Raw genomic sequence first — 24,309 nt, forward strand, 5'->3', positions numbered from 1 at the left:
ACTGGGTACCAGACCAAATCTATAACCTACCAGGTAAGGAAGTGGTAACAGCAACACGTGTCAATAACTACGGAACCTACCGTGAAGGTTCAGAAATTAAGGAAAAACTCTATGTAGCTAATAGTAAGACCAATGGGACTGATTTCCAAGGTAAATACGGTGGAGCCTACTTGGATGAGCTTAAAGCCAAATATCCAGAGATCTTTGAACGAGTACAGATTTCCAATGGTCAAAAGATGACAACAGATGAGAAGATTACCAAGTGGTCGGCTAAGTACTTCAATGGTACCAATATCTTAGGTCGTGGTGCTTACTATGTTCTTAAAGACTGGGCTAGCAACGACTATCTTACTAACAAAAATGGCGAGATAGTATTGCCTAAGCAATTAGTTAATAAGAATGCTTACACAGGATTTGTTAGTGATGCCAATGGTACTAAGTTCTATTCAACTAGTGGTTATCAAGCTAAAAATTCCTTTATCCAAGATGAAAATGGAAATTGGTATTATTTCGATAAACGAGGTTATCTAGTAACAGGTGCTCATGAAATTGATGGCAAGCACGTTTATTTCTTGAAGAATGGTATTCAACTTCGTGATTCTATCCGTGAAGATGAAAATGGTAATCAGTACTACTATGATCAAACTGGTGCCCAAGTTCTCAACCGTTACTACACTACTGATGGTCAAAACTGGCGTTACTTTGATGCCAAGGGCGTTATGGCTCGAGGTCTTGTCAAGATAGGAGATGGACAGCAATTCTTTGATGAAAACGGCTATCAGGTTAAGGGCAAGATTGTGAGTGCTAAAGATGGCAAACTTCGTTACTTTGACAAGGATTCAGGAAATGCTGTTATCAATCGTTTTGCTCAAGGTGATAACCCAAGTGATTGGTACTATTTCGGAGCAGATGGAGTTGCAGTGACAGGTCTTCAAAAGATTGGTCAACAAACACTTTACTTTGACCAAGATGGCAAGCAAGTCAAGGGTAAAATCGTGACACTTTCAGATAAGAGTATCCGTTACTTTGATGCCAACTCAGGAGAAATGGCGGTCGGCAAGTTTGCAGAAGGTGCCAAGAGCGAATGGTATTACTTTGACCAAAATGGTAAAGCAGTAACAGGTCTTCAAAAGATTGGCAAACAAACACTTTACTTTGACCAAGATGGTAAGCAAGTCAAGGGTAAAGTAGTAACTTTGGCTGATAAATCCATCCGTTACTTTGATGCCGACTCAGGAGAAATGGCAGTCGGCAAGTTTGCAGAAGGTGCCAAGAACGAATGGTATTACTTTGACCAAACTGGTAAAGCAGTGACAGGCCTTCAAAAGATTGACAAACAAACACTTTACTTCGACCAAGATGGCAAGCAAGTCAAGGGCAAAATCGTGACACTTTCAGATAAGAGTATCCGTTACTTTGATGCTAACTCAGGAGAGATGGCAACCAACAAGTTTGTCGAAGGTTCCCAGAATGAGTGGTACTATTTTGATCAAGATGGAAAAGCAGTGACAGGCTTGCAGCAGGTTGGTCAACAGACTCTCTATTTCACGCAAGACGGCAAGCAAGTCAAAGGAAAAGTTGTTGATGTGAATGGGGTTAGTCGATATTTCGATGCCAATTCAGGGGATATGGCTCGAAGCAAATGGATTCAACTTGAAGATGGAAGTTGGATGTATTTTGACCGCGATGGTAGAGGTCAAAACTTCGGAAGAAACTAATCGAATTTAGCTCAATAAAAATCAAACTTTATCTGATGATATACAAAAACGATAACACCTTAAAAGGACGTTATCGTTTTTTGCCTGTTTGGAGAATAAATTACAATTGAAAAGAAAGATGGAATCATTGGGAACTGTAATGAATTAACAAGGGACTCCATATTGGAATAATCTTTTTCTGCACTCTATTGTGGTATTCAAAGCAATGAGTATTCTATTTTTAAAGTTTGAAAATCCAAAAGCGTTTCGTTTGTGAACAATGACGCGGTTGTTAGTAGTTTCTATTCTTTAATTTGTACATTTGAGATAAGAAAGATTTTGCTTGATTATTTATAGAGGAGCTATTCTTCACAAAAAGGCTCCATAGATGCAATAGTGTTTTACTCTCTATATAAATTATAGAGCCGAAAAATCTAGGAAATCATCGCTTTTTTCATAAAAAAATGGTATAATGAAGGGTATGAAATATCACGACTATATATGGGATTTAGGTGGTACCCTATTGGATAATTATGAGACTTCTACTGCAGCCTTTGTAGAAACCTTAGCCCAATACGGAATAGAGCAAGAACACGACCGAGTCTACGAAGCTTTGAAGGTTTCGACAGCTTTTGCCATCGAGAAGTTTGCACCAAATATCGAGGGTTTTTTAGAGAACTACAAAGAAAATGAAGCGCGTGAGCTAGAACATCCAGTTTTGTTTGAGGGAATTCCAGAATTACTCAAAGACATTTCGGACAAGGGTGGCCGCCATTTCTTGGTTTCTCATCGAAATGACCAAGTACTAGAACTTCTTGCTAAGACCCAGATAGCGAACTACTTCACCGAGGTGGTGACTGCCAGTTCTGGCTTTAAACGGAAACCAGATCCTGAGTCCATGATTTATTTACGTGATAAATATCATATTACATCTGGTTTGGTCATTGGTGACAGAAATATTGATGTAGAAGCAGGTAAAGCTGCTGGCTTAGATGCCTATCTTTTTAATAACGTTGCGACATTGAGACAAGCAATAGACATGTAAGAAAAGGGAAAAAATGACAGAAGAAATCAAAAATCAACAGGCACAAGATTATGATGCCAGTCAAATTCAAGTTTTGGAGGGACTTGAAGCTGTTCGTATGCGTCCAGGTATGTATATTGGATCGACTTCAAAAGAAGGTCTTCACCATCTAGTATGGGAAATCGTTGATAACTCAATTGACGAAGCCCTAGCTGGATTTGCCAGTCACATCCAAGTCTTTATAGAGCCAGATAACTCCATCACCGTAGTGGATGATGGGCGTGGAATTCCTGTTGATATTCAGGAAAAGACAGGACGTCCCGCTGTTGAGACCGTCTTTACAGTTCTTCACGCTGGAGGAAAATTCGGCGGTGGCGGATACAAGGTTTCAGGTGGATTACACGGTGTAGGTTCATCAGTAGTAAACGCTCTTTCAACTCAACTAGATGTTCATGTCCATAAAAACGGTAAGATTCATTACCAAGAATACCGTCGTGGTCATGTTGTTGCTGATCTTGAGGTGGTTGGAGATACGGATAAAACGGGAACAACAGTTCACTTCACACCAGATCCAGAGATTTTTACAGAAACAACAACTTTTGACTTTGAAAAATTAAACAAACGTATTCAAGAACTAGCCTTTTTGAACCGAGGCCTTCGAATCTCCATCACAGATAAGCGTGATGGTCTCGAACAGACTAAACATTACCACTATGAGGGTGGGATTGCTAGCTACGTTGAATATATCAACGAGAACAAGGATGTGATCTTTGATACACCTATCTACACAGACGGTGAGATGGATGATATCACAGTTGAAGTAGCCATGCAGTACACAACCGGTTACCACGAAAACGTCATGAGTTTCGCCAATAACATTCACACCCATGAAGGTGGTACGCATGAGCAAGGTTTCCGTACGGCTCTGACACGTGTTATCAATGACTATGCCCGCAAGAATAAACTACTAAAAGACAATGAAGATAACCTAACAGGGGAAGATGTCCGTGAAGGCTTGACTGCAGTTATCTCAGTTAAGCATCCAAACCCGCAGTTTGAAGGACAAACCAAGACCAAACTGGGGAATAGTGAAGTAGTCAAGATTACCAATCGCCTCTTCAGCGACGCCTTCTCTGATTTTCTCATGGAAAATCCACAGATTGCTAAGCGTATCGTGGAAAAAGGGATTTTGGCTGCCAAGGCTCGTGTAGCTGCAAAGCGTGCGCGTGAAGTCACACGCAAGAAATCTGGTTTGGAAATTTCCAATTTGCCAGGAAAACTAGCAGACTGTTCTTCTAACAACCCTGCTGAAACCGAACTCTTCATCGTCGAAGGAGACTCAGCTGGTGGATCAGCCAAATCTGGTCGTAACCGTGAGTTCCAGGCTATCCTTCCAATTCGTGGTAAGATCTTGAACGTTGAAAAAGCTAGCATGGATAAAATCCTTGCCAACGAAGAAATTCGAAGTCTTTTCACAGCCATGGGAACAGGATTTGGTGCAGAATTTGATGTCACTAAGGCTCGTTACCAAAAACTCGTTTTGATGACCGATGCCGATGTTGATGGAGCCCACATTCGAACACTCCTGCTAACCTTGATTTACCGCTACATGAAACCAATCTTAGAGGCTGGTTATGTCTACATTGCCCAACCACCGATTTATGGGGTTAAAGTGGGAAGTGAGATCAAAGAATACATTCAACCTGGTGCAGATCAAGAAATTAAACTCCAAGAAGCCTTAGCACGTCATAGTGAAGGGCGTTCAAAACCAACCATCCAACGTTATAAAGGTTTGGGAGAAATGGATGACCACCAATTGTGGGAAACAACCATGGATCCTGAACATCGCTTGATGGCGCGTGTTTCGGTAGATGATGCTGCCGAAGCAGATAAAATCTTTGATATGTTGATGGGGGATCGAGTAGAACCTCGTCGCGAATTTATCGAAGAAAACGCTGTTTACAGTACACTTGACGTCTAAAAAATGTGGGAAATAGTTCCCTTGGTTTAAAAAATATGATATAATCATTACGATTGTTTCTAGTATAAAAGGAGTTTGATATGTCTAATGGACAACTAATTTATCTAATGGTTGCGATTGCAGTCATTCTGATCTTAGCTTATGTAACAGCTATCTTTTTACGTAAGCGTAATGTAAGCAGATTAACGGCCCTTGAAGAAAGAAAAGAAGAACTCTACAACCTTCCTGTAAATGATGAGGTTGAAGCCGTTAAAAACATGCACTTGATTGGTCAAAGTCAGGTGACCTTCCGTGAATGGAACCAAAAATGGGTTGATTTATCTCTGAATTCATTTGCTGATATTGAAAATCACCTCTTTGAAGCTGAAAGCTACAATAATTCTTTCCGTTTTTTCAAAGCTGCTCACAAGATTGATCAAATTGAAAGCCAAATTGGCTTGATTGAAGAAGATATTGCAGCTATTCGCAATGCCCTTTCTGAACTTGAAAAACAAGAATCTAAGAATAGTGGCCGTGTCCTTCATGCTTTGGACTTGTTTGAATCCCTTCAACATACTGTTGCAGAAGATTCGGAGAAATATGGGAAAGCCCTTCCTGAGATTGAGAAACAATTGGAAAACATCCAATCTGAATTCTCTCAATTTGTTACCCTAAATTCATCAGGTGACCCGGTTGAAGCGGCAGCAATTCTTGATTCAACTGAAAATCATATTCTCGCTTTGACACACATCGTTGAGCGAATTCCAGCTCTTGTTGAAACCTTGACAAAAGAACTGCCAGAACAATTAGCAGATTTGGAAGAAGGCTATCGCAAGCTGTTGGATGCCAACTACCACTTTACAGAAACAGATATCGAGTCTCGTTTCCAACTTTTGCATGAGTCTTTGAAAAATAATCAAGAAAATATTCGTCAGTTGGAATTGGACAATGCAGAGTATGAAAATAATCGCATCCAAGAAGAAATCAACGCACTTTATGATATCTTCACTCGTGAAATTGCAGCTCAAAAAGTGGTTGAAAGTCTTCTTGCTACATTACCAACTTATCTCAACCACTTGAAAGAAAATAATCAGGTGCTTGTTCAGGACCTTGAACGCTTGACTAAAACCTACCTTCTTCCTGAAAGTGATGGCAATCATGTTCGTCGTCTTCAAGCAGAATTGGCTGCACTTGATACAGCTATCTTAGAGGTAACAGAAGACCAAGGCGAGCCAACTCAAGCCTTCTCTGTTCTTGAAGAACAGTTGGAAATGCTTCAAAGCAACCTCAAGGATATAGAGGATGAGCAAATCTCTGTTAGCGAACGACTTGCGCAAATTGAAAAAGACGACCTCAATGCTCGCCAAAAAGCAAATGTCTATGTGAACCGTTTGCATACTATCAAACGTTACATGGAGAAGAGAAACTTGCCAGGTATTCCTCAAAGTTTCTTGAAACTTTTCTTTACTGCAAGTCATAACACAGAAGATTTGATGGCAGAGTTAGAACAACCACAAGTGAATATTGAATCGGTTAAACGAATTCTTGAAGTCGCAACAAATGATATGGAAGCACTTGAAACAGAAACCTATGATATCGTTCAATATGCAACCTTGACTGAGCAACTACTCCAATACTCAAACCGTTACCGTTCATTTGATGAGCGTATCCAAGAGGCCTTCAACGAAGCGCTTGAAATTTTTGAAAAAGAGTTTGACTACCAGGCGTCATTTGAAAAAATTTCACAAGCCTTGGAAGTTGCTGAACCAGGAGTCACAAACCGTTTTGTAACTTCATATGAGAAAACACGTGAAACGATTCGTTTCTAAACGAGAAGCTTAGATATTTCTAAGCTTTTTTATTTTTCTAAAAAGAAATCAGAATTCTTGTTTATCATTGAAATAATAGCCTCGATTTGATATGATGGAAATATGAAAAAAAATAGAGCGAAACGTGTTTCTCACGATAAAACGAGAAGGCTATTGCTTTCCCTTGTTGGAATCTTAGGAATTGCTACGATTCTATTAGGAAGTGCTATTGGTTATAAGCTACTACAAAAGCAATCTTACGAACAAAAAATTGAAGCGCTAAAAAGCGAAAAGGACCAGCAATTCAACTCAGGTAGTCAGAAGGACCATTTCCGAAAAGGTCAAGCTGAGGTGATTGCCTACTACCCTCTGCAAGGAGAGGAAGTCATTGCGTCTGTTAGAGAAAAAATCAACCAGGATATTAAAGAAAAGCTGGAAGATAAAGAGGACTTGGTCTTTTATTATAGTGAGCAATTGGATCCCGTCTTAAAGGGAGTTGTTGCTCGTAATATCAGCAAGCAAGTCTACGATTTGTCTGCATCAAAGGTTGAAGAAAAAGAAAAGACTTCTTTAGGGAAAATTTTCTTGACCGAAGATGGGAAAGCTTTTGACCTCAGTAAACTCTTCAAAGATGCAAGTAAGGCTAAGGAACTCTTACTGAGTCAAATCAAATCAACTCTAGAAGATAAGAAACTTGACCAGGCAAAAATTGATCAAGTTATAAAGAGCTTCACAGACCAAGAATTGACATCTTGGAGCTTTGATTATAAGGATAGTCAAATCATCCTTTATCCTGCTAATGCTGGAGAGACTGTTGAGGAAATTGCTTTGCCCATATCCAGTTTCTTTGATGTCATTGAGTCTTCTTATCTATTAGAAAAGGATGCTGAACTTTACCAAGCATACTTTGCTAAGAAAAACAAAAAGGTTGTAGCCTTGACCTTTGATGATGGTCCAAATCCTACTACAACCACGCAGGCTTTGGATACTTTAGCTAAATATGGTGTAAAAGCAACCTTCTTTGTACTTGGTAAAAACATTGCAGGTAATGAAAATCTTCTGAAACGAATGAAATCTGAAGGTCATGTTGTAGGAAACCACAGCTGGAGTCATCCTGTTCTTTCACAACTTTCGCTCGAAGATGCTAAAAAGCAAATTACTGATACAGAAGATTTGTTAACTCAAGTTTTAGGATCAAGCTCTAAACTGATGCGCCCACCTTATGGTGCCATCACTGATGATATTCGAAACGGCCTTGATTTAAGCTTCATCATGTGGGACGTGGATAGTTTGGACTGGAAGAGTAAAAACGAGACAGCCATTTTGACAGAGATTCAACGTCAGGTTCGCAATGGTTCTATCATCCTCATGCATGATATCCATGGTCCTTCAGTTAATTCCCTACCAAGTGTCATTGAGTATTTAAAGGGTGAAGGGTATACATTTGTGACCGTTCCTGAATTGCTCAATTCTCGCTTAAAAGCTCACGAGATCTATTACGATCGTGATCAATAATTGTTAAAATCTAAAGGGGCAAGTGTTCTGATAATCAGGATTTTGTTTCTTTAGATTTTCTTCACATAGAAAGGAAAAACGATGAAATCTTATACCCTTAATAATGGAATTTCAATTCCTGTACTAGGATTTGGAACATGGAAAGCTGAAAATGGAGAGGTAGCCTACCAAGCCGTTTTAGAAGCCTTAAAGGATGGTTATCGACATATCGATACTGCAGCTATCTATAAAAATGAGGAAAGTGTTGGTCGTGCTATTCGAGATAGCGGTATTCCAAGACAAGAAATCTTTGTAACGACCAAACTCTGGAATACCAATCACAGCTATGATGAAGCTCGCCAAGCATTTGAAGAATCAATGGAAAAACTGGGATTGGATTATCTAGATTTGTACCTTATCCATTGGCCAAATCCAAAACCTTTAAGAGAAAATGACGAATGGAAAACTCGCAATGCTGAAGTCTGGAGAGCGATGGAGGATCTTTACCAAGAAGGCAAAATCCGTGCTATCGGCGTTAGTAATTTCCTTCCTCATCATTTGGATGCCTTGCTTGAGACAGCAAGAGTCATTCCAGCGGTCAATCAGGTGCGCTTGGCACCAGGAGTTTATCAAGAGGAAGTGGTTGACTACTGTAGAGAGAAAGGAATTCTCTTAGAGGCTTGGGGGCCATTTGGACAAGGAGAGTTGTTTGAACAGAAAGAAGTCCAAGAAATTGCTGCGAAGCATGGGAAATCAGTGGCTCAAATTGCCTTGGCTTGGAGTTTGGCAGAAGATTTTTTACCCCTACCTAAGTCAGTGACAGCCTCTCGTATCCAGAGCAATCTTGACTGTTTTGGAATTGAACTCAGCAAAGACGAGCGAGAAGTCTTAAAGACAATTTTAGTGACTTCGGGCGCACCTCGTGTGGATGAGATGGATTTTTAGTTTGTGAAATCTATTTATACTGAAATAACAAAGACTAGGAATTTTAAATTCTAGTCTTTTTGTGTATAAAAAATCTAAATTGTTTGTATAATGAAATAATTTTATGGATTGAAATATAGGAATGAATTTAAAAAAAACTGTGGTTTGATGGAGCAAATAACACGAATGATAAAATTAAATAAGTAAAATATATACGTAAATATTACATTTTTGTGACAATTCAGATTTTTATGAAAATTTATGATTATTTGCGTTATAATAGGTATACTTTAAAGAAAAAGGAGATTATTTATGAATAGACGACAACGTTTTTCATTACGGAAATACAAATTTGGTCTTGCTTCAGTTTTATTGGGAACTGCATTGGTTTTTGGAGCAAGTCAAGTCAGTGCCAATGAGCAGAGTACAGGTGAAAATCAAGCTCAAACTCAGGAAATTAAGACAGAGCTAAAAGACGATAAACACTCAAACTCTGCGACTGACCAAACCAATACTAATGGGATAGCACCAGTAGTTGGAGAGAAACAAGAAGTTGAAACTTCTAAAGAGGATGCTAGTAAACAAGATGCTAAGGTAGATGCTCCGGTTGATAAAACTGCCGAAGCCCAAGAATCAGGAAAAGATAGCGCAGTTGCAAAAGAAGAAAATCAAGGTGTCGTTCAAAAAGAAACAACAGTCGATACCAGTACAGCGCCTGCTACTGAGAAGTCCTCTACCATAGAGAAAAAAGAGGCTAAAGCAACGACAGCTCCTAAAACTAATGGAGAAACAGCAACTACAGAAAAAGAACAAGAAAAAACTGAGTCTGCAAAACCAAATAGTCTTTCAAGCAATGATATCATCACAGTACCGAAAACTTGGAAGGCTGGTTACAAGGGGACAGGGACCGTTGTTGCCATTATTGACTCAGGGCTTGATTTGAATCATGAGGTTCTTCGAATTTCGGATCCGTCAAAAGCAAAATTTAAAAACAAGGAAGCTATCGAAGCAGCTAAAAAGGCTGCTGGAATCGATTACGGTAAATGGTATAGCGATAAGGTTGTCTATGCCTATGACTACTTTGACGGAACAGATAAAATCAAAGAAGCAGAAAGAACTTCTCATGGGATGCACGTAACAGGGATTGCAGCTGGAAATCCTGATAAAGAAGCACCGAATGGCGAAAAAGTTTATGGTGTGGCGCCAGAAGCCCAAGTCATGTTTATGCGTGTCTTTTCAGACCGCCAAAAAACGACCAGTTCTGCCCTTTATGTAAAGGCGATTGATGATGCAGTTGCCTTAGGAGCAGATGCTATTAATATGAGTTTGGGATCTAGCACTGGTTCTATGGTGGATGCTGGTTCCGATATCGTGGATGCCATCAAACGGGCTCGTGCCAAGGGAGTATCTGTTCTTATCTCAGCAGGAAACAGCAATACATTTGGAAATGGTTATTCAAAACCGCTAGCCGAAAACCCAGACTATGGCTTGGTTGGAAATCCATCCACTGTTGAAGACTCAATTTCAGTTGCTTCTGTCAACAATAAAACATTGACAACAGCCGTTTTTGAAGTTAAAGGTCTAGAGGGAAATGCCGGCCTTCATAACGGAAAATTTGATTATAATCAACCTGAAGCAGATAAGGACTTTGAAAAAGGAAAAGAGTACGAATACGTCGAAGCAGGGTTAGGTCGTGAAGAAGACTTTGCGAAGTTGGATTTAACTGGGAAACTTGCCCTCATTCAGCGAGGAGCTATGAACTTTTCAGAGAAGATCAAAAATGCACGAAAACACGGTGCAGTTGGTGCTTTGATCTACAATAATGTAGAAGGTGCAAACATCAATATGGCTATTGATGATGAAGCAAAGAAAATTCCTTCTGTATTTATTTCTAAACAGTATGGTGAAGCCTTAAAATCAGGAAACTACAAGATTGTTTTTAATGGTAAGATGGATAATCGTCCTTCTGATGTAGCCAATCAGCTATCTGACTTTTCAAGTTGGGGAGTGACTACCGATGGACAATTGAAACCAGATGTGACAGCTCCTGGTGGCAATATCTACTCATCCTTTAATGACAATACCTACGGTAGTATCAGCGGAACCAGTATGGCGGCTCCTCACGTTACGGGTGTTGCAGTTCTGGTTAAGGAATACCTTCAAAAACACCATCCAGAATTGACTCCTGAGCAAGTATCAGAGACTGTCAAGGCCTTGATCATGTCAACTGCAAAACCACATGTTAATAAGGACACAGGCACTTATACCTCTCCTCGTCAGCAAGGTTCTGGTATTGTGGATACAGCTGCTGCAGTGTCAACAGACCTCTATGTAACGGGTGAAAATGGTTATCCAAGCGTGACTTTAGGAAATGTTGGAGATCAATTTACTTTCAAGGTCACTGTACACAACATTTCAGATACTGACCGCACTCTCAAGATGGTGGTGAATACCAATACAGACGAAGTCCAAGATGGAAAATTCACCCTTCGACCTCGAAAACTAACGGAGACAGTCTGGCCTGAAGTGACGGTCAAAGCCCACAGCAGTCAAACAGTCACTGTTAAAGTGGATGCTCGAAAATTTGCTGCTGAACTCAGCAAACAAATGTCAAATGGCTATTTCCTTGAAGGTTTTGTTCGCTTTGTAGATCCAGCAGATGATGGGGATATTGTAAGTCTTGCATTTATGGGCTTCCGAGGAGAATTCCAAAATCTCCCTGCTGTTGAAAAACCAATTTACAATCTTGTCCGAGAAGGGAAAAATGGATTTTACACGGAAGTAGACAAGGAAAATCCTGCCGTTAACTACTCTAATGATGCTACCTATCTCGCAACCTTGCAAAATGACCTTCTAGTGTCTAAAGGTCAACGCCAAGGACGCCGAATTACTGTTCTTGGGATTGAACAAAATGCTGAAGGTAAGCATGTTCTTCAGTTGGACGAAAAAGGGAATGTCCGTATTGCCATTTCTCCAAATGATGATGGAAACAAAGACCTAGTTGAATATAAAACGGTTGCTTTGAGAAACCTTGTAAATCTTCGGGCTACAGTTTATGCGGCTACAGATACCAAGCATGAACATCCTATTTGGGAGGGCGATGCAAAGGATCTTCGTAAGAATTATTTTGATGGTGACAGTAGAAATCTGAAGAGTTATATTCTAGATAATACTGCTTGGAGAGGCCAGGATTTTGATGGCAATACTGTTGCGGATGGTTTATATGACTATGTTATCAGTTACACACCAGATGTTCCAGGAGCAAAAGAACAATACACGACCTTTAAAATTCAGATTGATACTCAAAAACCTGTCATCACAAGTGGTTATATTCGCTTTAAAGACGGAAATCAAGAATTCGTAGCTCGCAAACCAAAAGATGTGGGTCAAGGCGGTATCCTTTCAGAAAAAGTTTTCTACCTCACACCGTTTGACCAGAAAGGGACCATGGTTCTAACTGGGAAAGACCAGTCTGGAACTCGTGCGCTTGAGAACACCCATCTGATTAAGGCCAATGCTGACGGTAGTTATACACTTCCTAAGGATGTTGATAAGGCTAATATTTACTATCTTGTTGAGGACTATGCAGGAAATGTAGACTATATCTCGCTTGCTGAACTTGTCCGCGATCAAAATAGTGGTCGAGTTAAAATTGACTTGAAGGATGCAAAAACAAACCAAGATATTGATACCCTCTACGTTTATCGAATCAAAAATAGCAAGGGGCAATATGTTGATGTTGACAAGACAAAAGCGATTCATTTCTTACAATTTGGTCATTATACAGCAGAAATTTTCAGTTATGACCGAACAGAATTGAAATTTATCAGTGCCTTGTCCCAAGAGTTTGACTTGACGGAAGAAAATAGTTTCCAAACCATTACCTTCCTAGCAAATCTCCTAGAATATGCACCAGTGTCTGTTTCCTTCAATCAAGCCGTTCCAAAGACGACTACAGTGGTTCTGAAAGGTGAAGATGGGACAAGTATCACTCTTCCTGCTGAAAAATACGGTCAATACGCCTTTGGTAAGAAAGTTGCTACAGGTCGTTATACTGTAGAAGTCACCTTGCCAACTGGATATGAACTCCTTGAAGATCTCGTTTCCTTGCTCGTTCAGCCAGGTCGAAATAATGCTTTGCGTCTATCTGTTGTGTCTAAGTTGGCTTTGATTGCTGCGGTAAATCAACAAAAAGAACTGGTAGAAACGTCTCGCTACTTTAATAGTAGTGCAGATAAGAGAAAAGCTTATGACCAAGCTTTCCAAGTGGCGCAGTCAGCCTTGTCAAGCAAGTTGAAGCAAGAATTGATTGATGGAGTTCTCGCTAGTCTTGAAGCTGCTGGTAAGGCTTTGGATGGAAAAGATTCGAATGTTGCAGCTTTGAAAGAAGCCATGAAAGCTTACTATGCAACGACTAAAACTGGAAGATATGCTAATGCCAAGGAAAAAGTACGTCGAGCTTATGATCGTGCCTTCCAAGAAATTGCCTTACTAGCTGTAGATCCTAAAGTCAAACAGGATCAAATTGACCAATCTCTCATTGCCCTAGCGACGGCTAAAAGTAAACTGAATGGCAAAGCTACTGACTTCTCTAGTCTGAAGAAACTGGTCAAAGATGAACGTCTTTTCCAAGAAAAAAATGCGAGATTTATCTACGCAGATAAGAAAGAAAAAGCTGCTTATCTTCTAGCCTTTAAAGAAGCTCAGGAACTCTTGAATGATCCAGGAGCGAGCCAAGAAGATGTCAAAGATGCCATTACAGCATTGAAACAAGCCAAGAGAAATCTACATGGCAAAAAACCAAAAGCAAGAAGACACCCTTAAACAGTAGTTTCTGAAGCTTTACTGATAAATGAGTCTGGAACTTTGTTTTCAGACTCATTTTTGGTTTACACTAGCTAGAAAATCTGCTATAATACTAGCTAGGAAAGAAAGTCTTATGGCGTTCTTCAAGCGAGCTTGGGACAGTGGGAGCCAAGTAGAACAAGCTAAGAAACTGGCGCTTTCTGTCGTATTTTTAAAAAAAATGAAGTAATAAATTAGGGTGGAACCGCGTTTCTGACGCCCCTAGTCGCAAGGCTTGGGTGTTGAAATTCGGTTCTTTTTGAATTTCGTCTAATGCCTAAGTAGAAAGGAGCATAATGCTTAAAGGATCTTGTTTATGCAAAGCAGTGACCTACACTTTAGATGAGGAATTGTCGGAATTAGTTTTTTGCCACTGCTCATTCTGTCGGAAAGCAACTGCGTCTGCCTATACAGTGAATGCCAAAGTTAGTAGTAAAAACCTAGTATTGCATGGAAAAGAACAGTTGGTTACCTATAGTTCATCTCCAGGAAAACAACGCTATTACTGTCAGAACTGTCATAGTCAAATTTTCACTGCTCAAGAAAATATACCAGAAGTCTGTGCTTTGAAACTAGGTACAATAGACGAATGCGATCAGAATTTACAAACTGTTCCCAAACGTCATATTTTTCAGGATCCAGCTTTTTCTTGGTTGCTTGATGAATAAATCTAAAAAGATAATATAAATTAAAGGAGTAAACAATGTCTAAAAGATTGACTTTCCACTGCGTCAGTGGCAGAGACCTCCTTACAGTCGGACTGCCCCACGCTCAGCACTAGAGTGCCTGAGCTAGACGCAGTACTAACTCGTCTTGCCTCGTAAAATCGACAAGGCAGACTCGTGTCGCAAAAAATCATTTTTTATTAAGGAGTATTCAATGTCTAAGAAATTAACATTTCAAGAAATTATTTTGACTTTGCAACAATTTTGGAATGACCAAGGTTGTATGCTCATGCAGGCTTATGATAATGAAAAAGGTGCGGGGACAATGAGCCCTTACACTTTCCTTCGTGCTATTGGGCCTGAGCCATGGAATGCGGCTTATGTAGAGCCATCACGTCGTCCTGCTGACGGTCGTTACGGGGAAAACCCTAACCGTCTCTACCAACACCACCAATTCCAAGTGGTTATGAAGCCATCTCCATCAAATATCCAGGAACTTTATCTTGAGTCTTTGGAAAAATTGGGAATCAATCCATTGGAACATGATATCCGCTTCGTTGAGGACAACTGGGAAAATCCATCGACTGGTTCAGCTGGTCTCGGTTGGGAAGTTTGGCTTGATGGGATGGAAATCACTCAGTTCACTTACTTCCAACAAGTTGGTGGATTGGCAACAGGTCCTGTGACTGCGGAAGTTACCTATGGTTTGGAGCGTTTGGCTTCTTATATCCAAGAGGTTGACTCTGTCTATGATATTGAGTGGGCCGATGGTGTAAAATACGGAGAAATCTTTATCCAGCCTGAGTACGAGCATTCAAAATATTCATTTGAAATTTCGGACCAAGAAATGTTGCTGGAAAACTTTGATAAGTTTGAAAAGGAAGCTGGTCGTGCCTTGGAAGAGGGATTGGTTCACCCTGCCTATGACTATGTTCTCAAATGTTCACACACCTTTAATCTGCTTGATGCGCGTGGTGCCGTATCTGTAACCGAGCGCGCAGGCTATATCGCTCGAATCCGTAACCTTGCCCGTGTCGTAGCCAAAACCTTTGTCGCAGAACGCAAACGCCTAGGCTACCCACTTTTGGATGAAGCAACACGAGCTAAACTCCTAGCAGAAGACGCAGAATAAAGAGAGTGACAGTTTACGAAAATGGGCGAACAGAGTGAGCCTTGAGCCAGTTGCCGTAGTGATGAAGGTATCCTTAGCGAAGCTAAGGATACTAGGCAAAATTGGAGACTTTCGGCTCCAATTTTAGCAATGAAACAACGAAGTTGGTTGCTTGCGTGCCAATCACATAAGGCAAACTGGAAAATAAAAAGATACTTTTCGGAGAAAAAATATGACAAAAAACTTATTAGTAGAACTCGGTCTTGAAGAGTTACCAGCCTACGTAGTAACTCCAAGCGAAAAACAACTAGGTGAAAAAATGGCAGCCTTCCTCAAAGAAAATCGTCTTTCCTTTGAAGCTATTCAAACCTTCTCAACACCACGCCGTTTGGCTGTTCGTGTGACTGGTCTTGCAGACAAACAGTCTGATTTGACAGAAGATTTCAAGGGTCCAGCAAAGAAAATCGCCTTGGATAGTGATGGAAACTTCACCAAAGCAGCTCAAGGATTTGTCCGTGGAAAAGGCTTGACAGTTGAAGATATTGAATTCCGTGAAATCAAGGGTGAAGAATATGTCTATGTTACCAAGGAAGAAGTGGGTCAAGCAGTTGAAGCTATTGTTCCAGGTGTAGTAGACGTCTTGAAGTCACTGACATTCCCTGTCAGCATGCACTGGGCTAACAACACTTTTGAATATATCCGCCCTGTACACACTTTGACAGTTCTTTTAGATGATGAAGAGTTTGATTTGGATTTCCTTGATATCAAGGGCGGTCGTGTGAGCCGTGGTCATCGTTTCTTAGGACAAGAAACCAAGATTCAGTCAGCATTAAGCTACGAAGAAGACCTTCGTGAACAGTTTGTAATCGCGGATCCTCGTGAACGTGAGCAAATGATTGTTGACCAAATCAAGGCAATCGAAGCTGAACATGGTGTACGTATCGAAATTGATGCTGACTTACTGAACGAAGTCTTGAACTTGGTTGAATACCCAACTGCCTTTATGGGAAGTTTTGATGCCAAATACCTTGAAGTGCCTGAAGAAGTCTTGGTGACTTCAATGAAAGAACACCAACGTTACTTTGTTGTTCGTGATCAAGACGGTAAACTCTTACCAAACTTCATTTCAGTTCGTAACGGAAACGCAGAGCATTTGGAAAATGTCATCAAAGGAAATGAAAAAGTCTTGGTAGCCCGCTTGGAAGACGGTGAATTCTTCTGGCGTGAAGACCAAAAATTGGTCATTTCTGACCTAGTCGAAAAATTGAACCATGTGACCTTCCACGAAAAGATTGGTTCTCTTCGTGAACACATGATTCGTACGGGGCAGATTGCCATTCTCTTGGCAGAAAAAGCTGGTTTGTCAGTGGATGAAACAGTTGACCTAGCTCGTGCAGCAGCTATTTACAAGTTTGACTTGTTGACGGGTATGGTTGGTGAGTTTGATGAACTCCAAGGAATTATGGGTGAGAAATATGCTCTTCTTGCTGGAGAAACTCCAGCGGTGGCAGCTGCTATTCGTGAACACTACATGCCTACATCAGCCGAAGGCGAACTTCCAGAGAGTAAGGTGGGAGCCATTCTAGCCATTGCTGACAAATTGGATACAATTTTGAGTTTCTTCTCAGTAGGTTTGATTCCATCAGGTTCTAACGACCCTTATGCCCTTCGTCGTGCGACGCAAGGTGTGGTTCGTATCTTGGATGCTTTTGGTTGGCACATTGCTATGGATGAGCTGATTGATAGCCTTTATGCCCTGAAATTCGACAGTTTGACTTATGAAAATAAAGCAGAGGTTATGGACTTTATCAAGGCTCGTGTTGATAAGATGATGGGTTCAACTCCAAAAGACATTAAGGAAGCAGTTCTCGCAGGTTCAAACTTTATTGTGGCAGATATGCTAGAAGCAGCAAGTGCTCTTGTCGAAGCAAGCAAGAAAGAAGATTTCAAATCGTCTGTCGAATCCCTATCACGTGCTTTCAACTTGGCTAAGAAGGCAGAAGGTTCTGACACGGTCGATCCTGCTCTCTTTGAGAATGAAGAAGAGAAAGCCTTGGCGGAAGCAGTAGAATCACTCGTTTTGTCAGGGACTGCAAATCAACAATTAGAGCAACTCTTTGCGCTTAGCCCAGTTATTGATGCTTTCTTTGAAAATACTATGGTAATGGCTGAAGACCAGGCTGTCCGACAAAATCGCTTGGCTATCTTGTCGCAATTAACCAAGAAAGCAGCTAAGCTCGCACGTTTTAACCAAATCAATACTAAATAAACTCAGTCAAACGGACTGTATCTTATCACAAAGGAGAAGAAATGGATCCGAAAAAAATCGCTCGTATCAACGAGCTTGCCAAAAAGAAAAAAACAGAAGGCTTAACTTCTGCTGAAAAAGTGGAACAAGCTAAACTTCGTGAGGAGTACATCGAAGGTTATCGTCGTTCTGTTCGTCACCACATCGAGGGAATCAAAATTGTGGACGAGGAAGGCAATGACGTCACACCAGAAAAACTACGTCAGGTACAACGTGAAAAAGGTTTGCACGGCCGTAGTATAGATGATCCTAACTCATAAAATGAAAGGGGGTGTAGATGATTTACATTCCCCTTTTCTGTTGTAATAAAAAAGAAGGAGCCAAATGGCTCCTTTTGGGTTTCTTAGTTGCTTGCACCAGAAGTAGCGTCTGCGTCACCACCGTGGCCTCCAGCATCCCCTGAATCAGAAGCGCCAGAAGTAGCATCGGCGTCTCCATGACCTCCGGCAGTAGGGGCAAATGGTCCGCTACCACCTACCAAACGTTGACCAGTCTCTTTTAGGTACCAGTCAAGCCATGGTTGGAAGTTAAAGACGATTTCATTGATTCCAGCGTATGATCCATCAGGATAGTACATTGCTTGGTAGTTGTGGGTGTTGATGACACCTGCAGGAGAACCTGGAACGATCGTACGAACGTATTCTTGGTTTCCGTTGCGAAGTGTTCCGATAACCCACTCTACGTTCTTCATACGTGCTGGTGGGAGGGATCCATGAACAGTCGACATACGGCTACCTGATTGAGGTGGTACACGTTTAGCGAACATGGTGTCTGGATCTTGGTGAGCGTTGTTGTAGTAGAGGAATTGGTTGTTGTCGTCAGCGTATGTCAATTCAAATGGCATAGCTTTCAAGAACATATCAATTTGGTTAACTGTCAGGATACCGTGGTCCAATTTGACATAGGTATCACCAGAAACAGCTCCAGTGATTGCTGCAACTTTTTCTACCCATTCTGGATCGTCAGGATCAACTTCTGTAATGGTTGTAGCAATTGGTTTTCCACAATCCAAGTCTTCTGGTTCGATTGGTTTTGGTTTTTTCAATTTCGAAACGACTCCTACGTATTTAACAAAGTTATCTAAGCAAGTTTCAAGGAATTTAACAGTTCCTTCGTTGGTGATGTTTCCATTGTTATCAAAAGCTTCTTTGGCTTTACCAAGAAGGAATTCGTTACCTGGAAGCGTGTAGGCATTAACACCTGGAGCATCAAGGATTTTACGAAGGTGAACTTGGGCACGTGATGTTCCTTGGTCATAGTATGATGCACCCACAATCATAACAGGTTTGTTTTCAAATGGATGAACTTCGTATGAAAGCCATTCGAGTACAGATTTAAGTGAAGCTGAGATAGTGTGGTTGTGCTCAGGAGTAGCGATAATAACACCATCAGCACGTGTAATCTTGTTATACAAGAAACGCAATTGGAAGCTTTCGTCCCATTTTTCGTCTTGGTTAAACATTGGAACTTCGTCGATTTCAAGGACTTCTAATTCAAATTTGAATTTGAAATTGCGACGAATAAATTCCAAGAGTTTGCGGTTATATGATTGATCGTAGTTTGATCCAACAAGTCCAACAAATTTCATTCTTTCGGTCTCCTATCTTACAAATTTTCCCAGTCAAATTCTTCAGCATCTTTGCGAAGCAATTCTTGTGCATTGCGCAATTTTTCAGTAATTTTCACAAAGATACGGAAGTCATCAAAGATGGCATCCAATTTCTTGATGACGTCAAGGTCAACCAAGTCGCCACTTGGGTTAAATGCTTGAAGAGAGTGTGAAAGCAAGAATTCATCTGGTAGAACATTTGCCTTGATTTCAGGAGCGTTCAAGATTTGACGAAGTTGCAATTGGGCACGAGATGAACCAAGTGTACCGTAAGAAGCACCAGTGATCATGATTGGTTTGTTCAAAAGTGGGTAGATACCGTAAGATAGCCAAGCAAGAGCGCTCATCAAAACTGCAGGGATAGAGTGGTCGTACTCAGGAGTACCGATAATCACACCATCAGCCTCTTCAATTTTAGCTGCAATTTCAAGAATTTCAGCGGGAAGAAGTTTATCTGCAGGTTTGTTGAAAACAGGGATATCCTTGATTTCAACGAGTTCAATTTCAGCTTTATCCGCAAAGTGTTTTTGCATGTATTGGAGCAATTGGCGGTTTGTAGAACGTTTAGAGTTCGTTCCAACAATGGCAATAAGTTTTAGCATGAGATTTCCTTTCTCTTTTTACATAATACAATTTTGAAGGCCTGAAGAACATGCAAGGCGTCCCTCTTTGTCGATGAGGATGGCTTCAATCCCATCTATACTTTCGACTTGCCAGAGGATAGAAGCGCTTCGTTCTCCGAAAAGGCGTGTTGTCCATATCTCACCATCAACGGATTTATCAGAGACAATCGTTAGGCTAGCAAGATCGGTTTCGACAGGAAATCCTGTCTTACTATCAAAGATATGGTGGTAGTCTTTTCCATCTACTGTCAGGTGGCGTTCATAGATACCTGAAGTGACAACGGATTTGTTAGAAGCAGGAATGGTTAGGAGATGATTGCCACGAGGATTTCGCGGATCTTGAATCCCAATCTGCCAGGCTTTCCCTTCTTTGGCTTGGTTATTCCCGATGGTGAGGATATTTCCTCCGAGGTTGATCAAGGCAGAGGTGACACCGTGTGTTTTCAAATACTGGGCAACCTTATCTGCACTATAGCCCTTGGCTAAACAACCTAAATCAAGCTTCATTCCTTTCTTCTCTAAAAAAATAGTAAAGTTAGTCGGATCCAACTTGATAAAATGCGGGTTAACTAGAGGCAAGACAGCTTCGATTTCGTTTAACTCTGGAAGTCGTGCATCTGCAAAGCCGATTCGCCAGGTTTGAATCAAGGGACCGATACTGATATTTAGATGGCTAGAGGGAGCTAGGCTGTGCTCTAGTCCAAGAGCAATCAGTTCAAATAGGTCAGGATGAACCTTAACAGGTGTGATTCCAGCCTGGTAGTTGATTTCCATCAGTTCGGATTCTTGACTATTGGCGTTGAAGCGGTATTCGAGCTCCTTAAGCAAGTCAAAAGCGCCCTGAAGCAGGATTTCTGCCCGCTCATCTACTAATGAAATCGTGATAGTTGTTCCCATTAGCCGTTCAGAACGTGAATGAAGAGGCAAGCTACCAGCTCCTTTCTTTTCATAGGAAATCATTCAATATAAGTTGGTTAAAGAAAAATTAAACCCCTTACATTTTATTTCCATGTAACTAGCATACCATAAAGTCAGCGTTTTCACAAATGGATTTTGACAAAAAGTCAAGAAATATGCTCAAAATTAGAATGAAAACGATAGAAAAATAAGGTTTGTTAATATTAAGTGTATTTTTTTCTGAAAAAAAGAGAATTCTGAGCAAATGTCTTGTAAACGCTAACAGTAAATGATATACTAGAAAAGTAAATCAAAAATTAAAGGTAGGAATTTTTCTATGAGTAAAATCGTTGTAGTTGGTGCTAACCACGCTGGTACAGCTTGTATTAATACGATGTTGGATAACTTTGGTCATGAGAACGAAATCGTAGTATTTGACCAAAACTCAAATATTTCATTCCTTGGTTGTGGAATGGCGCTTTGGATCGGGGAACAAATTGATGGCCCAGAAGGTCTCTTCTACTCTGATAAAGAAAAATTGGAAGCAAAAGGTGCTAAAATTTACATGAACTCACCAGTTCTTTCAATTGACTACGATAACAAAGTTGTGACTGCTGAAGTTGAAGGTAAAGAACACAAAGAGTCTTATGATAAATTAATCTTTGCAACTGGTTCAACTCCAATCTTGCCTCCAATCGAAGGTGTTGAAATCGTTAAGGGTAACCGAGAATTCAAAGCAACACTTGAAAATGTTCAATTTGTTAAGTTGTACCAAAATGCAGAAGAAGTCATCGAAAAACTTGCTGACAAGAGCAAACACCTTGAGCGCATTGCCGTTGTTGGTGGTGGTTACATCGGTGTTGAGCTGGCTGAAGCTTTCGAACGTCTTGGAAAAGAAGTGGTGCTTGTTGATATCGTAGACACTGTTTTGAACGGCTACTATGACAAAGACTTTACCCAAATGATGGCGAAAAACTTGGAAGACCATAACATCCGCTTGGCACTTGGTCAAACAGTTAAAGCCATCCAAGGTGATGGTAAAGTTGAACGCCTGGTAACAGACAAAGAAACATTTGATGTGGATATGGTGGTTCTTGCTGTTGGTTTCCGTCCAAACACAGCTCTTGCAGATGGTAAGATTGAACTTTTCCGCAACGGTGCCTTCCTTGTAGACAAGAAACAAGAAACATCTATCCCAGGTGTATACGCTGTTGGTGACTGTGCGACTGTTTATGACAATGCTCGTAAAGATACAAGCTACATCGCTCTTGCATCTAACGCTGTACGTACTGGTATCGTTGGTGCTTATAACGCTTGTGGACATGAATTGGAAGGAATCGGTGTGCAAGGATCAAACGGTATTTCAATCTATGGTCTTCACATGGTTTCAACTGGTTTGACTCTTGAAAAAGCAAAAGCAGCAGGTTACAATGCAACTGAAACTGGCTTTAACGATCTTCAAAAACCAGAATTTATGAAGCATGACAACCACGAAGTTGCCATCAAGATTGTTTTTGACAAAGACAGCCGCGAAATCCTTGGTGCACAAATGGTTTCACATGATGCTGCTATCAGTATGGGAATCCACATGTTCTCACTTGCTATCCAAGAGCATGTAACGATTGATAAATTGGCATTGACAGACCTATTCTTCTTGCCACATTTCAACAAACCATACAACTACATTACAATGGCTGCACTTACAGCTGAAAAATAACAATAGCTGAGCTATCTGGCCTTAAATTAAGGTCAGATAGTTTTTTATATTACTGTACCCAGACAATTATTGTTTTTCTATCTTGTACTTCATTCTAATCTGGCTTAAAATGAAATGGTAGCTACTAATACAAATGATGAGGATAAAGAAATGACTGAAAATCGTTATGAACTAAATAAAAACTTGGCACAGATGCTCAAAGGTGGGGTTATCATGGACGTTCAGAACCCTGAACAGGCTCGTATCGCAGAGGCTGCTGGTGCGGCAGCTGTTATGGCCTTGGAACGGATTCCAGCTGATATTCGTGCAGCTGGTGGGGTTTCCCGTATGAGCGACCCAAAGATGATTAAGGAAATCCAAGAAGCTGTCAGCATTCCAGTAATGGCCAAGGTCAGAATTGGGCATTTTGTTGAAGCTCAGATTTTAGAGGCTATTGAGATTGACTATATCGATGAGAGTGAAGTGCTTTCTCCAGCTGACGACCGTTTCCATGTGGACAAGAAAGAATTCCAAGTTCCTTTTGTCTGTGGTGCCAAGGATTTGGGTGAAGCCTTGCGTCGTATCGCTGAGGGAGCTTCCATGATTCGGACAAAAGGAGAACCAGGAACAGGAGATATCGTTCAAGCCGTTCGTCATATGCGTATGATGAATCAAGAAATTCGCCGTATTCAAAACCTACGTGAGGACGAGCTCTATGTGGCTGCTAAGGACTTGCAAGTCCCTATTGAATTGGTTCAATATGTCCACGAACATGGTAAGTTGCCAGTTGTAAACTTTGCAGCTGGAGGTGTTGCAACGCCAGCAGATGCGGCATTGATGATGCAACTGGGGGCAGAGGGCGTCTTTGTCGGTTCAGGTATTTTCAAGTCAGGAGACCCTGTTAAACGAGCAAGTGCCATTGTCAAAGCTGTAACCAACTACCAAAATCCTCAAATTTTGGCTCAAATCTCTGAAGACCTAGGGGAAGCCATGGTTGGTATCAATGAGAATGAAATCCAAATTCTTATGGCAGAGCGAGGAAAATAGATGAAAATCGGAATATTAGCCTTGCAAGGTGCCTTTGCAGAACATGCAAAAGTGCTAGAAAAGTTAGGTGTTGTTAGTGTCGAAATCAGAAATTTAGATGATTTTCAACAACATCAGAGTGACTTGTCCGGTTTGATATTACCTGGCGGTGAGTCTACAACCATGGGCAAGCTCTTGCGTGACCAACAGATGTTGATTCCCATCCGAGAAGCCATTCTATCTGGATTACCCGTTTTTGGGACCTGTGCAGGGTTGATTTTGCTGACTAAGGAAATCACTTCTCAGGAAGAAAGTCATCTAGCGACTATGGATATAGTAGTAGAGCGTAATGCTTATGGACGCCAACTAGGAAGTTTCTATACGGAGGCAGAATGTAAGGGAGTCGGTCAGATTCCCATGACCTTTATTCGAGGTCCGATTATTAGTGAAGTTGGTAAGGATGTTGATGTTCTGGCAGTAGTGAATAACCAAATCGTTGCTGCGCAAGAACAGAATATGCTGGTAACTTCTTTTCATCCAGAATTGACAGATGATGCTCGCTTGCACCAGTACTTTATCAATATGTGTAAAGAAAAAAGTTGAGAAAAGATTCTCAACTTTT

At 40.8% G+C, this 24,309-nt stretch carries 17 protein-coding genes; 14 read left to right on the forward strand and 3 right to left on the reverse strand.

Annotation, left to right across the window (positions count from 1 at the left end; genetic code table 11):
• The 11 genes from GMD4S_RS03670 to GMD4S_RS03720 form a co-directional block, all read left to right on the forward strand.
• Positions 1-1,718: glycoside hydrolase family 70 protein (locus tag GMD4S_RS03670; RefSeq protein ID WP_000327459.1), on the forward strand; the 1,718-nt coding region annotated here is incomplete at its 5' end.
• A gap of 460 nt (positions 1,719-2,178) precedes the next feature.
• A complete protein-coding gene (locus tag GMD4S_RS03675; protein ID WP_008289140.1) occupies positions 2,179-2,742 on the forward strand; it encodes an HAD-IA family hydrolase in 564 nt (187 codons plus the stop codon).
• Positions 2,743-2,755: 13 nt separating this feature from the next.
• A complete protein-coding gene (gene gyrB, locus GMD4S_RS03680) occupies positions 2,756-4,702 on the forward strand; it encodes a DNA topoisomerase (ATP-hydrolyzing) subunit B (RefSeq protein ID WP_000134072.1) in 1,947 nt (648 codons plus the stop codon).
• A gap of 80 nt (positions 4,703-4,782) precedes the next feature.
• Complete coding sequence (ezrA, locus tag GMD4S_RS03685) at positions 4,783-6,510, forward strand: septation ring formation regulator EzrA (protein WP_000064804.1); 1,728 nt, start codon at positions 4,783-4,785, stop codon at positions 6,508-6,510.
• A gap of 102 nt (positions 6,511-6,612) precedes the next feature.
• On the forward strand, positions 6,613-8,004 hold the full coding sequence (pgdA, locus tag GMD4S_RS03690) for a peptidoglycan-N-acetylglucosamine deacetylase PgdA (protein ID WP_000742163.1): 1,392 nt from the start codon (positions 6,613-6,615) through the stop codon (positions 8,002-8,004).
• Between the two features lie 81 nt (positions 8,005-8,085).
• Positions 8,086-8,928, forward strand: coding sequence for an aldo/keto reductase (locus tag GMD4S_RS03695; RefSeq protein WP_000844560.1), 843 nt, complete (start codon positions 8,086-8,088; stop codon positions 8,926-8,928).
• Between the two features lie 291 nt (positions 8,929-9,219).
• Positions 9,220-13,731 carry a S8 family serine peptidase gene (locus tag GMD4S_RS03700; RefSeq protein WP_001081923.1) on the forward strand — a complete coding sequence of 1,504 codons (4,512 nt, stop codon included), beginning with the start codon at positions 9,220-9,222 and terminating at the stop codon, positions 13,729-13,731.
• Between the two features lie 317 nt (positions 13,732-14,048).
• A complete protein-coding gene (locus GMD4S_RS03705) occupies positions 14,049-14,420 on the forward strand; it encodes a GFA family protein (RefSeq protein WP_000912017.1) in 372 nt (123 codons plus the stop codon).
• 211 nt (positions 14,421-14,631) lie between these two features.
• Positions 14,632-15,549, forward strand: a complete 918-nt coding sequence (glyQ, locus tag GMD4S_RS03710) for a glycine--tRNA ligase subunit alpha (protein WP_000038733.1) — start codon at positions 14,632-14,634, stop codon at positions 15,547-15,549.
• 211 nt (positions 15,550-15,760) lie between these two features.
• The gene (gene glyS / locus GMD4S_RS03715; RefSeq protein ID WP_000164744.1) at positions 15,761-17,797 is read left to right on the forward strand and encodes a glycine--tRNA ligase subunit beta; all 2,037 of its coding nucleotides are present in this window, start codon (positions 15,761-15,763) and stop codon (positions 17,795-17,797) included.
• A 41-nt stretch (positions 17,798-17,838) separates the two neighbouring features.
• Positions 17,839-18,096, forward strand: a complete 258-nt coding sequence (locus GMD4S_RS03720) for a DUF896 family protein (protein WP_000371290.1) — start codon at positions 17,839-17,841, stop codon at positions 18,094-18,096.
• Between the two features lie 83 nt (positions 18,097-18,179).
• On the opposite strand, the gene GMD4S_RS03725 is transcribed toward GMD4S_RS03720, so the two are convergent.
• From GMD4S_RS03725 to GMD4S_RS03735, 3 genes are read right to left on the reverse strand one after another with little or no spacing between them, the layout of a single operon-like run.
• Positions 18,180-19,424 (reverse strand): NAD(P)H-dependent oxidoreductase, encoded by a 1,245-nt coding sequence (locus GMD4S_RS03725; protein ID WP_000673674.1) that lies wholly within the window; start codon positions 19,422-19,424, stop codon positions 18,180-18,182.
• Positions 19,425-19,441: 17 nt separating this feature from the next.
• Positions 19,442-20,047 (reverse strand): NADPH-dependent FMN reductase, encoded by a 606-nt coding sequence (locus tag GMD4S_RS03730; RefSeq protein WP_000915930.1) that lies wholly within the window; start codon positions 20,045-20,047, stop codon positions 19,442-19,444.
• Positions 20,048-20,065: 18 nt separating this feature from the next.
• A complete protein-coding gene (locus GMD4S_RS03735) occupies positions 20,066-20,995 on the reverse strand; it encodes an FAD:protein FMN transferase (RefSeq protein ID WP_008284369.1) in 930 nt (309 codons plus the stop codon).
• 307 nt (positions 20,996-21,302) lie between these two features.
• Here GMD4S_RS03735 and nox point away from each other — a divergent pair, with 307 nt between their 5' ends.
• From nox to pdxT, 3 genes are all read left to right on the forward strand, one after another.
• Positions 21,303-22,682: a H2O-forming NADH oxidase gene (nox, locus tag GMD4S_RS03740; RefSeq protein WP_000036760.1), complete on the forward strand. Its 1,380-nt coding sequence runs from the start codon at positions 21,303-21,305 to the stop codon at positions 22,680-22,682.
• Positions 22,683-22,832: 150 nt separating this feature from the next.
• Positions 22,833-23,708, forward strand: coding sequence for a pyridoxal 5'-phosphate synthase lyase subunit PdxS (gene pdxS / locus GMD4S_RS03745; RefSeq protein ID WP_000138514.1), 876 nt, complete (start codon positions 22,833-22,835; stop codon positions 23,706-23,708).
• Positions 23,709-24,290, forward strand: a complete 582-nt coding sequence (pdxT, locus tag GMD4S_RS03750) for a pyridoxal 5'-phosphate synthase glutaminase subunit PdxT (RefSeq protein ID WP_000689957.1) — start codon at positions 23,709-23,711, stop codon at positions 24,288-24,290.
• The last annotated feature ends 19 nt before the right edge of the window (positions 24,291-24,309 follow it).

The organism is Streptococcus sp. GMD4S, from assembly GCF_000296955.1.

Coding starts and splice junctions, on each gene's coding strand:
- GMD4S_RS03675 (WP_008289140.1), top strand. CDS start 2,179: ATGAAATATCACGACTATATATGGGATTTAGGTGGTACCCTATTGGAT.
- gyrB (WP_000134072.1), top strand. CDS start 2,756: ATGACAGAAGAAATCAAAAATCAACAGGCACAAGATTATGATGCCAGT.
- ezrA (WP_000064804.1), top strand. CDS start 4,783: ATGTCTAATGGACAACTAATTTATCTAATGGTTGCGATTGCAGTCATT.
- pgdA (WP_000742163.1), top strand. CDS start 6,613: ATGAAAAAAAATAGAGCGAAACGTGTTTCTCACGATAAAACGAGAAGG.
- GMD4S_RS03695 (WP_000844560.1), top strand. CDS start 8,086: ATGAAATCTTATACCCTTAATAATGGAATTTCAATTCCTGTACTAGGA.
- GMD4S_RS03700 (WP_001081923.1), top strand. CDS start 9,220: ATGAATAGACGACAACGTTTTTCATTACGGAAATACAAATTTGGTCTT.
- GMD4S_RS03705 (WP_000912017.1), top strand. CDS start 14,049: ATGCTTAAAGGATCTTGTTTATGCAAAGCAGTGACCTACACTTTAGAT.
- glyQ (WP_000038733.1), top strand. CDS start 14,632: ATGTCTAAGAAATTAACATTTCAAGAAATTATTTTGACTTTGCAACAA.
- glyS (WP_000164744.1), top strand. CDS start 15,761: ATGACAAAAAACTTATTAGTAGAACTCGGTCTTGAAGAGTTACCAGCC.
- GMD4S_RS03720 (WP_000371290.1), top strand. CDS start 17,839: ATGGATCCGAAAAAAATCGCTCGTATCAACGAGCTTGCCAAAAAGAAA.
- GMD4S_RS03725 (WP_000673674.1), bottom strand. CDS start 19,424: ATGAAATTTGTTGGACTTGTTGGATCAAACTACGATCAATCATATAAC.
- GMD4S_RS03730 (WP_000915930.1), bottom strand. CDS start 20,047: ATGCTAAAACTTATTGCCATTGTTGGAACGAACTCTAAACGTTCTACA.
- nox (WP_000036760.1), top strand. CDS start 21,303: ATGAGTAAAATCGTTGTAGTTGGTGCTAACCACGCTGGTACAGCTTGT.
- pdxS (WP_000138514.1), top strand. CDS start 22,833: ATGACTGAAAATCGTTATGAACTAAATAAAAACTTGGCACAGATGCTC.
- pdxT (WP_000689957.1), top strand. CDS start 23,709: ATGAAAATCGGAATATTAGCCTTGCAAGGTGCCTTTGCAGAACATGCA.